The sequence below is a fragment of the Massilia sp. LXY-5 genome (assembly GCF_059801075.1).
In genome coordinates this window covers 1,059,915-1,072,325 of the sequence record NZ_JBNNEH010000002.1, presented here as the reverse complement: position 1 = coordinate 1,072,325, position 12,411 = coordinate 1,059,915, and the positions used below count along the sequence as shown (strand labels likewise).

The 12,411-nt window shown below is 66.0% G+C and carries 10 protein-coding genes and 2 riboswitches; of the genes, 6 read left to right on the top strand and 4 right to left on the bottom strand.

Annotation, left to right across the window (positions count from 1 at the left end):
* The first annotated feature begins 115 nt into the window (after positions 1–115).
* A riboswitch (glycine riboswitch) is annotated at positions 116–202 on the top strand.
* Positions 203–218: 16 nt separating this feature from the next.
* Positions 219–327, top strand: a riboswitch (glycine riboswitch).
* A 59-nt stretch (positions 328–386) separates the two neighbouring features.
* From gcvT to gcvP, 3 genes are all read left to right on the top strand, one after another.
* Positions 387–1,505 carry a glycine cleavage system aminomethyltransferase GcvT gene (gene gcvT / locus ACI48I_RS08405; protein ID WP_498573885.1) on the top strand — a complete coding sequence of 373 codons (1,119 nt, stop codon included), beginning with the start codon at positions 387–389 and terminating at the stop codon, positions 1,503–1,505.
* Between the two features lie 51 nt (positions 1,506–1,556).
* Positions 1,557–1,937 carry a glycine cleavage system protein GcvH gene (gene gcvH / locus ACI48I_RS08400; RefSeq protein ID WP_193685441.1) on the top strand — a complete coding sequence of 127 codons (381 nt, stop codon included), beginning with the start codon at positions 1,557–1,559 and terminating at the stop codon, positions 1,935–1,937.
* A 110-nt stretch (positions 1,938–2,047) separates the two neighbouring features.
* Positions 2,048–4,933 carry an aminomethyl-transferring glycine dehydrogenase gene (gene gcvP, locus ACI48I_RS08395; protein WP_498573884.1) on the top strand — a complete coding sequence of 962 codons (2,886 nt, stop codon included), beginning with the start codon at positions 2,048–2,050 and terminating at the stop codon, positions 4,931–4,933.
* A gap of 184 nt (positions 4,934–5,117) precedes the next feature.
* On the opposite strand, the gene ACI48I_RS08390 is transcribed toward gcvP, so the two are convergent.
* The 4 genes from ACI48I_RS08390 to ACI48I_RS08375 all read right to left on the bottom strand — a co-directional run bounded on the left by ACI48I_RS08390 (position 5,118) and on the right by ACI48I_RS08375 (position 10,721).
* The gene (locus ACI48I_RS08390) at positions 5,118–6,440 is read right to left on the bottom strand and encodes a PQQ-dependent sugar dehydrogenase (protein WP_498573976.1); all 1,323 of its coding nucleotides are present in this window, start codon (positions 6,438–6,440) and stop codon (positions 5,118–5,120) included.
* Complete coding sequence (locus tag ACI48I_RS08385; RefSeq protein ID WP_498573883.1) at positions 6,440–6,880, bottom strand: DUF2231 domain-containing protein; 441 nt, start codon at positions 6,878–6,880, stop codon at positions 6,440–6,442. The genes ACI48I_RS08390 and ACI48I_RS08385 overlap by 1 nt, the downstream gene beginning before the upstream one ends.
* Before the next feature lie 206 nt (positions 6,881–7,086).
* A complete protein-coding gene (locus ACI48I_RS08380) occupies positions 7,087–8,802 on the bottom strand; it encodes a methyl-accepting chemotaxis protein (protein WP_498573882.1) in 1,716 nt (571 codons plus the stop codon).
* Positions 8,803–9,047: 245 nt separating this feature from the next.
* Positions 9,048–10,721: a peptide chain release factor 3 gene (locus ACI48I_RS08375; RefSeq protein ID WP_193685437.1), complete on the bottom strand. Its 1,674-nt coding sequence runs from the start codon at positions 10,719–10,721 to the stop codon at positions 9,048–9,050.
* A gap of 216 nt (positions 10,722–10,937) precedes the next feature.
* On the opposite strand from ACI48I_RS08375, the gene ACI48I_RS08370 reads away from it, so the two are divergent.
* The 3 genes from ACI48I_RS08370 to pilV are packed head-to-tail and all read left to right on the top strand — an operon-like array spanning position 10,938 to position 12,410.
* The gene (locus ACI48I_RS08370; protein ID WP_193685436.1) at positions 10,938–11,354 is read left to right on the top strand and encodes a type IV pilin protein; all 417 of its coding nucleotides are present in this window, start codon (positions 10,938–10,940) and stop codon (positions 11,352–11,354) included.
* Complete coding sequence (locus ACI48I_RS08365) at positions 11,348–11,821, top strand: GspH/FimT family pseudopilin (RefSeq protein ID WP_193689032.1); 474 nt, start codon at positions 11,348–11,350, stop codon at positions 11,819–11,821. The genes ACI48I_RS08370 and ACI48I_RS08365 overlap by 7 nt, the downstream gene beginning before the upstream one ends.
* A 4-nt stretch (positions 11,822–11,825) precedes the next feature.
* Positions 11,826–12,410, top strand: coding sequence for a type IV pilus modification protein PilV (pilV, locus tag ACI48I_RS08360; protein WP_498573881.1), 585 nt, complete (start codon positions 11,826–11,828; stop codon positions 12,408–12,410).
* Position 12,411 lies beyond the last annotated feature (1 nt).

Sequence of the window (12,411 nt, the reverse complement as noted above, 5' to 3'; positions counted from 1 at the left end):
CTGCGCGCACGCCCTCCAACGGTGCGCGGGCACCCGGGGAGGCTGAACCGTCCGCTGCGGGGCGCTAATTCGGCCTGCCAAGATTGACAGCGGGCAGAGGGTGACATATTCTCCACAGTCTTGATCGGGAGAGCGTCGCGACACGCGGCCGCCGAAGGGGCATCACCCAAAAACTCTCAGGCAAAAGGACCGGTCAGGGGTCGTCGCGCGGCGCGCGAAGGCCACACTCTGGAGAGCGGCCTGCAGCACAGGCCCACCGAAGGGGCAGGCGGAGTTCAATATCAACTCATCCGCTATCTCTCAGGTACCAAGGACAGAGGGGCGCGCAGCCCACGCAACGGCATTGCCGGCGTGGCGGCACCCTATTATTCTGCCCTGAGGATTCCATGACGCTCAAAGCGACCCCGCTCAACTCCGCACACCGCGCACTCGGCGCCAAGATGGTCGATTTCGGCGGCTGGGACATGCCCGTCAACTACGGCTCGCAGATCGAAGAGCACAACGCCGTCCGGCAAGATGCCGGCATGTTCGACGTCTCGCACATGTGCGTGGTCGACCTGGAAGGCGCGAATGTACGTCCTTTCCTGCGCGGCCTGCTGGCAAACAACGTCGACAAGCTGCAGGTCCCGGGCAAGGCGCTCTACTCGTGCATGCTGAACCCCGAGGGCGGCGTGATCGATGACCTGATCGTCTACTTCTTCCGCGAAGACTGGTTCCGCCTGGTCGTCAACGCCGGCACCGCCGAGAAGGATATCGCATGGATGCGCCAGCAGAACGACGCGACCAACAGCGGCCTGACGATCACCGGACGCCGCGACGGTGACAAGGCAATCGCCCTGGTCGCCGTACAGGGCCCGAACGCACGCGCCAAGGTATGGGAAGTGCTGCCGACCGCGAAAGCCGCCTCGCAGGACATGAAGCCCTTCAATGTCGCGATCGTTCCCGACACGGCCTTCGGCGAGGCGATGGTCGCACGCACTGGCTATACCGGCGAAGACGGCTTCGAGATCGGCGTGCCGGCCACCCAGGTCGAGGCTTTGTGGAACGCGCTGGTCGCCGCCGGCGTCAAGCCGGCCGGCCTGGGTGCGCGCGACACGCTGCGCCTGGAAGCGGGCATGAACCTCTACGGCCAGGACATGGACGAGAGCGTGAACCCGCTCGACGCGGGCCTGGCCTGGACCATCGACCTGGTCTCCGAGCGCGACTTCATCGGCAAGGCGGCGCTGCAGGCCAAGGGCCAGAACGCACAATTCCTGGGCCTGATCCTGCGCGAAAAAGGCGGCATCCTGCGCGCCCACCAGAAAGTGATCGCCGCGTCCGGCGCGACGGGCGAAATCACCAGCGGCACCTTCAGCCCCTCGATGCAGCAGGCGATCGCCCTCGCCCGCGTGCCGATGGACGTCGCGATCGGCGACACCGTGCATGTCGAGATCCGCGACAAGAAGCTGGCCGCCACCGTGGTCAAGCTGCCCTTCGTTCGCAACGGCAAAGTCCTCGCCGCCTGAAGAATACGAACCTCTATAATATCGCCACCATCCACCCTGGAGCCTGATTACATGAACATCCCAACCGACCTGAAATACACCGAGTCCCACGAGTGGGTCCGCCGCGAAGCAGACGGCACCCTGACCGTCGGCATCACCGACTTCGCGCAGGACGCGCTGGGCGATATCGTGTTCGTCGAACTGCCGCAGGTCGGCAAGGCTCTCACGGCCGGCCAGGACGCCGCCGTGGTCGAATCGGTCAAGGCTGCCAGCGACATCTACGCACCGGTCGCCGGCACCGTCACCGAAGTCAACCAGGCGACCGCCGATGCGCCGGACTCGATCAATACCGACGCCTTCGCCGCCTGGCTGTTCAAGCTCAAGCCGACCGACGCCGGCGCCTACGACGCCCTGATGGACGCCGACGCCTACGGCAAATCGACCGGCAACTGATATCGACAAACCTGTGCGGCGCAGCCTTGCGCCGCACGCCGCAATACCGAATCCCCCTTTCGTCCGGCCGGCCCTGCCCGTCCCCCGTCTTCCTCTTTTTGGCCCACACCATGACCCGCACCAGCCTCACCCAACTTGAAGCCCGCGATTCCTTCATCCCGCGCCACATCGGCCCCTCGTCTTCGGAAGAAGCGGCCATGCTGTCGACCCTCGGCTACGCATCGCGCGCCGCGCTGATCGACGCGGTCGTTCCCGCCAACATCCGCCGCAAGGACAAGCTCGACCTGGGGCAGTTCTTCGAGCCGCTGCCGGAACAGGCTGCGCTCGCCAAGCTCAAAAGCATCGCCGCCAAGAACAAGGTCATGAAGTCGGTCATCGGCCAGGGCTATTACGGCACCCACACCCCGCCTGTCATCCTGCGCAACATCTTCGAAAACCCGGCCTGGTACACCGCCTACACCCCGTACCAGCCGGAGATCTCGCAGGGCCGCCTGGAAGCGATCCTGAACTTCCAGCAGATGATCACCGACATGACCGGCATGGGCATCGCCAACTCGTCGATGCTGGACGAAGGCACGGCCGCCGCCGAAGCGATGACGCTGATCCAGCGCGTCGGCAAGTCGGCCTCGAAGGTGTTCTACGTGGCCGACGACGTGCTGCCGCAGACGCTGGAAGTGATCCGCACGCGCGCAGAGCCGATCGGCGTCGAAGTGCGCACCATCGCAGCAAGCGACGTCGAAAAGCTCGATGAAACCTGCTTCGGCGTGCTGCTGCAATACCCGGGCGTGAACGGCGAAGTGCGCGACTACCGCGTGGCCTGCGAGAAGCTGCATGCGGCCGGCGCGATGATCGTCGTCGCGGCCGACCTGCTGGCCCTGACCGTCCTGACGCCGCCGGGCGAATGGGGCGCGGACGTGGTCGTCGGTAACAGCCAGCGCTTCGGCGTGCCGCTCGGTTTCGGCGGCCCGCACGCTGGTTACCTCGCCACCCGCGACGAATTCAAGCGCTCGATGGCCGGCCGCCTGGTCGGCGTCACCGTCGACGCGCAAGGCCAGTCGGCGCTGCGCCTGGCGCTGCAGACCCGCGAACAGCATATCCGCCGCGAAAAGGCGACCTCGAACATTTGCACCGCCCAGGTGCTGCTGGCCGTGATGGCCGGCATGTACGCGGTCTACCACGGCCCGCAGGGCCTGACCCGCATCGCCCGCCGCGTGCACCGCATGACCGGCATCCTGGCAGCTGGCCTGAAGCAGATGGGTTACCAGCTGGCCAACGAGACCTGGTTCGACACGTTGACCATCGCGACCGATCGCGCCGCCGAACTGCACGTCGCCGCGAACGAAGCCGGCGTCAACCTGCGCCGCGTCGACGACCGGCACGTCGGCCTGTCCCTGGACGAAACGACGACCCGCGAAGACATCGCCCTGCTGTTCTCGGTCTTCGCCAACGGCCAGGCCACGCCCGAGGTCGAAACCCTGGACAAGGATGCAGTGGAGGCCTTCCCGTCGGCCCTGGGCCGCACCAGCGCCTTCCTGACCCACCCGACCTTCAACCGCTACCACGCCGAGCACGAGATGCTGCGCTACCTGCGCTCGCTGGCCGACAAGGACCTGGCGCTCGACCGCACCATGATCCCGCTCGGTTCGTGCACGATGAAGCTGAACTCGACGTCCGAGATGATCCCGGTCACCTGGCCCGAGTTCTCGAACATCCACCCGTTCGCCCCGGACGAGCAGACCGTCGGCTACCGCGAGATGATCTCCCAGCTGGAAGACATGCTGTGCGCCGTCACCGGCTATGCCGCCATTTCGCTGCAGCCGAACGCCGGCTCGCAGGGCGAATACGCGGGCCTGCTGGTGATCCAGAAATACCACCAGTCGCGCGGCGAAGGCCATCGCAATATCTGCCTGATCCCGTCCTCGGCGCACGGCACCAACCCGGCATCGGCCAACATGGTCGGGATGCAGGTCGTGGTGACGGCCTGCGACGAGAACGGCAACGTCGATCTCGCCGACCTGAAGAAGAAGGCCGAGCAGCACAGCGCGAATCTCGCCTGCGTGATGGTGACCTACCCGTCCACCCACGGCGTCTTCGAAGAAGGCATCCAGGAACTGTGCGAGATCGTCCACGCACACGGCGGCCAGGTCTACATCGACGGCGCCAACATGAACGCGCTGGTCGGCGTGGCTGCGCCGGGCGCCTTCGGCGGCGACGTCAGCCACCTGAACCTGCACAAAACCTTCTGCATTCCGCACGGCGGCGGCGGTCCTGGCGTCGGTCCGATCGGCGTCGGCGCCCACCTGGCCCCGTTCCTGCCGAACCAGCGTTCGACCGGCTATGTGCGCAGCGAAGACGGCATCGGCGCGGTCAGCGCCGCGGCCTACGGCTCGGCCTCGATCCTGCCGATCTCGTGGATGTACATCGCGATGATGGGCGCAGAGGGCCTGACGAATGCGACCGAAACGGCCATCCTGAATGCCAACTACATCGCACGCCGCCTGGCGCCGCACTACCCGGTGCTGTACACCGGCCACGACGGCCTGGTTGCGCACGAGTGCATCATCGACCTGCGTCCGCTGCAGGACAAGACCGGCATCTCGAACGAAGACGTGGCCAAGCGCCTGATGGACTTCGGCTTCCACGCCCCGACCATGAGCTTCCCGGTGCCGGGCACGCTGATGATCGAGCCGACCGAGTCGGAGTCGAAGATCGAGATCGACCGCTTCATCGAGGCGATGATCACGATCCATGCCGAGATCGTCAAGGTCGAGCGCGGCGAGTACGACAAGATGGACAACCCGCTCAAGGGCGCGCCGCACACGGCGGAAGTGGTGACGGCCGACGACTGGCAGCACACCTATTCGCGCGAAGTGGCGGCCTTCCCGGTCGCCTCGCTGCGCAAGAAGAAGTACTGGCCGCCGGTCGGCCGTGCGGATAACGTGTATGGCGACCGCAACCTGTTCTGCGGTTGTGCGCCGATCAGCGATTACGAGTAATCGTTAATCGGTAAAGCAAACGGCGGCGCAGAGAGTCATCTCTGCGCCGCCGTTGTCGTTTATAAGAATGGTGGGACTGCGGAGCGGCACGAACGCGTGGGCTCAAGAGCCCACCCTACGGTGCACGACGGCCGACGGCGCCCGCGTAACGCGCTGCGGCGCCTGACCGGTCGAAACGCAAATATTACCTGGCCGCCGTCACCCGCCAGATCACATTCCCCACATCGTCCGCAAACAGCAAGGCCCCTTCCGCATCCTGGGCCAACCCGACCGGCGCACCGAACAGGGATTTTTCGTCAGCCGAATGGAAGCCGGTCACGACCGGCTGCGCCGGCCCGGACGGCATGCCGTTTGCAAACGGCACATACACGATCTGATAACCGCTCAGCGGCGAGCGATCCCAGCTGCCGTGCTCGCTGACGAATGCGCCGCCCTTATACTGCGGCAGCCCGTTCCCGGTATAAAACAGCAGTCCGAGTGCGGCCACGTGCGACCCCAGGGCGTAATCCGGCTTGATCGCTTTCGCGACCAGGTCCGGCCGCTGCGGCATGACGCGGTGGTCGACGTGCTGGCCGAAATAGCTGTAAGGCCAGCCATAAAAACCCTTTTCCTGGACCGAGGTCATATAGTCGGGAACCAGGTCCGCGCCGATTTCGTCGCGCTCGTTGACGATGGCCCAGAGTTTTCCGGAAGTCGGTTCCCACTGCAGCCCGGTCGGATTGCGCAGGCCCGAGGCAAACACACGGCTGCCGCCGGTTGCGGTATCGACTTCCAGCACGGCGGCGCGCCGGTATTCCACCTCCATGCCGTTTTCCGTGATATTGCTGTTCGAACCGCTGCCGACATACAGCTTGCGCCCATCGGGACTGGCCAGCAGCGCTTTGGTCCAGTGGTGGTTGACGGTACTCGGCAGGTCGCCCAGCTCGGTGCCCGGGTCGGACATCCTGGTCTCTCCCGGGGTATAGCGATACTTCATGATATTGCCGGTGTTCGCCACATATAAGGTGTCGCCGACGAGCTGGATGCCGAATGGCGAGTGCAGCTTGTCGATGTAGACGTGCTGTTCCCACTCGCCGCTGCCGCCGGGCTTCTTGCGCAGCAGGGTGACGCGGTTGCCGCCCTTGCCGCCCTTGCCCGATTTGCTTTTGACCATGCCGGCGATGACCTGTTTCGGCGTGGTCACGGCTTCCTCGCCGGGACCGTTTCCTTCCACGACCAGCACGTCCCCGTTCGGCAGGACCAGCAGCGTGCGCGGATGCAGGAGTCCGGACGCGATCTTTTCGATCTTCAGCCCGGCAAGGACCTTGGGCGCGGCATCGCCTTTCCAGCCCACGCCGTCGGGCACCTGCATCGGCGGCACCATGAAATCCTGCGCTTTCGGCAGCACCGGATTGGCGCCGACCTGCTTGGCGGGATCCACCCTTTCCTTGTCTCCGCAGCCAGTCAATACCAGCGAAGAAACGGCCACCAGGCCCAGCGCATTCCACCACCCTTGCTTATGCTTGATCACGGCCTGACTCCTTGAATATGCGTTTGTTCCCCAGCCAGGATGATTCTCCCCAGTCCCATTGCGAGCACCGTCGCGATCGACAGCCAGACGGCGGCGGGCATCACCGCCCAGGCGTCCCGGCTGTGCACGAAGGCGTTGATCAGCGCGGCCACGATGGCGATCACGTTGAGCCAGAAATTGATTTTCTCGCCGCGGACGCGGACCCGGTTCTTTCCGAACCAGACCCGGCCGAGATTGATCAGCTGGGGCAGGATCGCGAACACCAGCCCGATGCTGATCAGCCAGGCGGCACTCTTCATCCAGAACACATTGGCGGTTTTGGCATAGATGACGTCGAAAATCAGCGCGCCCACGAAAAACCCGAACGGTATCGGGTCGAGCAAATTGAACACCGCCGACGTCACGCTGAATCGGGATGGATGGGTTTCTACTGTCATGACCTTACCCTTTGAAATAAATAAGCGAATTCGCAGGCTGCGAAAACACTGCCTGGCACCGGGTTCCACACCGCGGTTGTATATCCGGAGGGTAGCAGGACGAGTAAAAACCTGTCGCGTTGTTGAAGTGATACGGAACTTGTATTGACAACGGCCGGCATTGCGCCGGCCGTCCAAGGGACCTTCGTGGACCTTCGCGCAGCCGCTTACGAATCGCGGCGCGACGCCAGGCGCAAATGGGGCCGCGGCGATTTGCGGCGCTCCACCCTGGGTGCGATGCTGGCGTCGCGCCGGCCGTCCTTCAACACGTCGCGCATGTCGATCTCGGCCACGCTCGACGGCCTCGAAGGCGGTTCCGGCGGCTGGACCGCCTCGTCGAGCCGGAAGGTGGCCACCGCCTTCGACAGGGTCAGGGCCTGCATCTGCAGGGTGCGCGCCGCTTCCGCCGCCTCTTCTACCAGCGAGGAATTGCGCTGCGTGACCTGGTCCATCTGCACGATCGCCTGGTTCACTTCCGACAGCCCGCTGGCCTGCTCGGCGCTGGCGGAACTGATCTGGCTGATGATGTCGCCCACCTGCTGGACCGACACCGCGATTGTCGCCATGCTGGTCCCGGCCTGTGCGGCGAAGGCGGTGCCGCCCTCGATCTCGGCCACCGACTGCTCGATCAGTTCGCGGATCTCGCGCGCCGCGGCGCCGGTACGCAGGGCCAGGGTGCGCACCTCGCCCGCCACCAGCGCGAAGTCGCGCCCGTTATCGCCGCCGCGCGCCGCCTCGAGCGCCGCGTTCAGCGCCAGCGTCCCGGTCTCGACGGCGATGGCGTCGATCTGCCGGGTGATCTCGCCGACCCGGCAGGCGCTGCCCTTGACCGACGCCATCGTCGTCACCAGGCGCTCGGCCACGTTGCCGCCCTGCTGGGCGACGTTCGAGGCCGAGGCGGCGAGCAGGTTGGCGGCCTGTGCGCTGTCGGCGGTGAGGTGCACGGTGGCCGCCAGTTCCTGCATCGAAGACGCCGTGTGCTCGAGCGAACTGGCGCGGAACACGGCACGCGTGGTCAGGTTCAGGTTGCCCAGCGCCAGGTCGCGCGAGGCCGAGCCGATCGAGCGCGCCGACTCGAGGATCGTGCGCAGGGTGCCGTTCAGGTTGCGGATGCTGGCATCCAGGGCGCGCGAGGTTTCCGCGATCTCGTCCTTGCCGTAGACCCGGTCCTTGACGGTCAGGTCGCCGCTGGCAAGGTCCACCACGGCCGCGCCGATGCCGCGGATCTCGTCGAGCAGGGCGCGCCGCACCGCCACCGTGATCCCGAGCGAGACCACGATCGCCAGCAGGATCACACTCGGCATCAGCCAGGCGACGGCCCGGAAGTCGGCGGCGGCGCTGTTCGAGGCCTCCTGCGACAGCGACTGCTCGAGCTGCGCCAGGGCGTTCAGGCGCTGGGCGAGGTCGGAAAAGGCGGTTTCCGCCTTGCTCATGGCGTTGGCGCTGATCGACTGGTCGTCGCGCGCGATTTCGATCACGTCGCGCACGGCCTGCACGTAGCGCGTGTGGGCCGAGGCGGCGCCATCGACCAGCTGCCGCTCGGCGCCGTTCGGCGGCGTCATGCGCGCCAGGCGCACCAGGCCTGCTTCGGTGAGCGCATGCTGGCGGTGGATATCGTGGATCAGGGGCTCGATCCGGCTTTTCGGGAAACTGCCGCCGATCCAGGTGTGCAGCTGGTAGATTTCGGCATGCCCACGCTGGGCGGTGGCCACCAGCTCGCCGGCGGCGCGCATGTGCGCCGCGCGGCGTCCGACGATGTCTTCCAGCGAGGCGTTCTGGCGCACCATCGCGTACCAGGCGCCGCAGGACAGCAACACCAGCAGCACCAGCACGATGGCGGGCGCCAGCAGCAGCTTGGGACCGAGCTTCAGGCGGGACAGCATGTCAGCACCCCCTCATCAGGAAAACCGGTGCGGCGCAGGCGGCCGCGGCGGGGAAAGCTCGGTAGGTGTGCATGATGGCCTCGCAGTCGAAATGCGCGATATTTCTTCAACGCATTTGACCAATCTACGGCATCGGCCCGGCCGCGCTGTTGAGGCGGATCAACACCTCCCTGCAGGTGGATAATTCCAGACAACCGGACAAAAAAAGCCGGCAAGCTGCCGGCTTCTTCATCCACAAGCGAAGCTTACCCCAGCTTCGCCGCGTGCTCGCGCGTCGCGTGGAAGGTCAGCTTCGGCCAGCGCTCCTGGGTCAGGCGCAGGTTCACGCCGGAAGTCGCCAGGTAGGCCAGGTTGCCGGCCGCATCGTAGGCCACGTTGTGGCCGAGCTGGGTCTCGAAGTCGGCCAGCGACTTCTTGTCGTCCGAGGACACCCAGCGCGCGCTGCTGATGCTCGAGCCCTCGAAGACGGCGTCGACCCCGTATTCGTTCAACAGGCGGCTCGCCACCACTTCGAACTGCAGCACGCCGACCGCGCCCAGGATCAGGTCCGAACCCAGCACCGGTTTGAAGACCTGCACCGCGCCCTCCTCGCCCAGCTGCTGCAAGCCTTTGTGGAGCTGCTTCATCTTGAGCGGGTTACGGATGCGCACCGTGCGGAACAGGTCCGGCGCGAAGTACGGGATGCCGGTAAAGGTCAGCATCTCGCCTTCCGAGAAGCTGTCGCCGATCTGCATGTTGCCGTGGTTCGGCAGGCCGATGATGTCGCCCGCGTAGGCCTCTTCCACCTGCTCGCGCGAGGAGGCCATGAAGGTCACCACCGACGACAATTTGACTTCACGTCCCAGGCGCAGGTGCTTGACCTTCATGCCCTTTTCGAAACGCCCCGAGCAGACGCGCAGGAAGGCGATACGGTCGCGGTGGGCCGGGTCCATGTTGGCCTGGATTTTGAACACGAAACCGCTGAACTTCGGCTCGCCCGGCTCGACGGCGCGCACGGTGGCGTCGCGTTCGCGCGGGCCCGGCGCCCAGTCGACCAGCGCCGAGAGGATCTCGCGCACGCCGAAGTTGTTGATGGCCGAGCCGAAGAAGACCGGCGTCTGCACGCCCGACAGGAAGCGTTCGAGGTCGAACGGGTGCGAGGCGCCGTGCACCAGCTCCACTTCCATTTTGAGTTGCTCGATCTCGAGCGGGAACATCTGCGCCAGCTTCGGGTTGTCGATGCCCTTGATGATCTCGAAGGCGCCGTCGGCTTTTTCTTCGCCGGCCTTGAACAGCATGATCTCGTCGTTCAGCAGGTGGTACACGCCGCGGAAGTTCTTGCCCATGCCGATCGGCCAGGTCACCGGGGCGCACTCGATCTTCAGCACCGATTCCAGTTCGTCGAGCAGCTCGAGCGGGTCGCGCGTCTCGCGGTCGAGCTTGTTCATGAAGGTGACGATCGGCGTATTGCGCATGCGGCAAACGTCGAGCAGCTTGATCGTCTGCGCTTCCACGCCCTTGGCCGCGTCGATCACCATCAGGGCCGAGTCGACCGCCGTCAGCACGCGGTAGGTGTCTTCCGAGAAGTCCTGGTGGCCAGGAGTGTCGAGCAGGTTGATCACGTGGTCGCGGAACTCGAACTGCATCACCGAGGAAGCGACCGAAATGCCGCGCTGCTTCTCGATGTCCATCCAGTCGGAGGTCGCATGGCGGCCGCTCTTGCGGCCCTTGACCGTACCGGCGAGCTGGATCGCGCCCGAGAACAGCAGCAGCTTCTCGGTCAGCGTGGTCTTACCCGCGTCGGGGTGGGAAATGATGCCGAAGGTGCGGCGGCGCGCCACTTCGTTCGCGATCACGGCGGACGACTTGCTTGCCGAAGCGCTGTCGGTCGACTCGAGCTCAGTCGATGCTGGAATGTGTGCTGCGGTATCGGTATCCATAGTCTCGGCCAAAGCGGTGGGTCCTTGCAAAACCCTCGATTTTACCGGGTCTCCCGGGGCTTGTGTGAACTGATTCGGCGGCGCCTGCCCCGGGGCTGCGGGGCGCCGGCCGGGCGCTGCGTCCACGCCACGCTGTCAGCTTTCCGTCAGGAAATTTTCAGCGAAATGACAGCTTACTTGTTTATACTGGGCAACATTCACCCTCAAGGATACGCCATGCCACACGCCAGGACACTGCGCCACGCGCGCGCGCCAGCCCCGGGCTTCAGCCTGATCGAGCTGATGGTCGTCGTCGCGATCATCGCCATCATCGCCGCGATCGGCTACCCCACGTACACCAAATACCTGGTCAAGACCAACCGCGTCGCCGCCCAGGTGCACATGATGGACCTGGCGCAGGCGCAGGCGCAGTATCTTGCCGACTCGCGCAGCTATGCCGCCAGCGTGAACGACCTGGGCATGACGACGCCCGCCGTCGTATCGGCCAAGTACACGATCAAGATCGCCTTGACCGATGGACCGCCGTCCTCGTTCAAGATCACCGCCACCCCGGTCGCGGGCGGCTCGCAGGTCGCCGACAAGGAACTCTCGATCGACAGCGCGGGCACCCGCAGCCCGGCGGACAAATGGTAAGCCCGGCCTTGCGGCGCCCGGCGCGCGGCTTCACCATGCCCGAGCTGCTGGCGGTGGTGGCCATCGTCGCGATCCTGGCCTCGGTGGCCGCCCCGGCATTCTCGTCGATGATCGCCTCCGCGCGTTCGCGCAGCGTCAGCAGCGAACTGTATGCCTCCCTGTCGCGTGCCCGCAGCGAAGCGATCAAGCGCAACGCCGAGGTGACGCTGGCGCCGGTCACCGCGCAGCAATGGCAGTCCGGCTGGAGCATCGCCGCCCCCGGCGACGCCAGCCGCAAGCTCGACGACCACCCGGCGGTGGTCGGCGCCACCGTGTCCGGTCCGGCCAGTGTGGTGTTCCTGCCCAACGGTCGCGTCAAGGGCGGCGCCGCGCCGGCCTTCGACATCGCCCTGAGCGGCAACGGCCAGCACCGCTGCGTGCGCCTCGACCTGTCCGGCCGTCCGAACCAGACCACCTCCACCTGCTGATGCCATGAGCGACCTCTCCTTCCCCCTTCCCGCCCGCCAGCGCGGCGTGAGCCTGATCGAAGTGCTGGTCACGATGGTGGTGCTCGCCTTCGGCCTGCTCGGCCTGGCCGCCTTCCAGAGCAAGGCCCAGGTCGGGTCGATCGAGTCCTACCAGCGTGCCCAGGCCGCCGTGCTGCTGCAGGACATGCAATCTCGCCTGAGCGGCAACAGCCTGGATGCCGACGCCTATGTCACGGCCAAGCCGCTCGGCACCAGCGACGGCCTGGACCCCGACTGCAGCGCCCAGGCGGCCGGCAGCGCGCGCGACAAGTGCGAGTGGAGCGCGGCCCTGAAGGGGGCGGCCGAGCAGCGTTCCGGCGTCCTCGGCGGCGCGATGGAAGGCGCCCGCGGCTGCATCGAGCGGGTACGCGAGAAGAACGAAGCGGCCGGCGTGTGCACGCCCGCCGTCTACCTGGTCAGCGTCGCCTGGCAGGGCCGGCACGCGACGCGGGCGCCGGCGCAAAGCTGCGGCAAGGACGCCTACGGCGCCGACACCAACCGCCGCGTCATCTCGGCACGGGTCGCGGTCGGCTTGCCGACCTGCGTCTGAG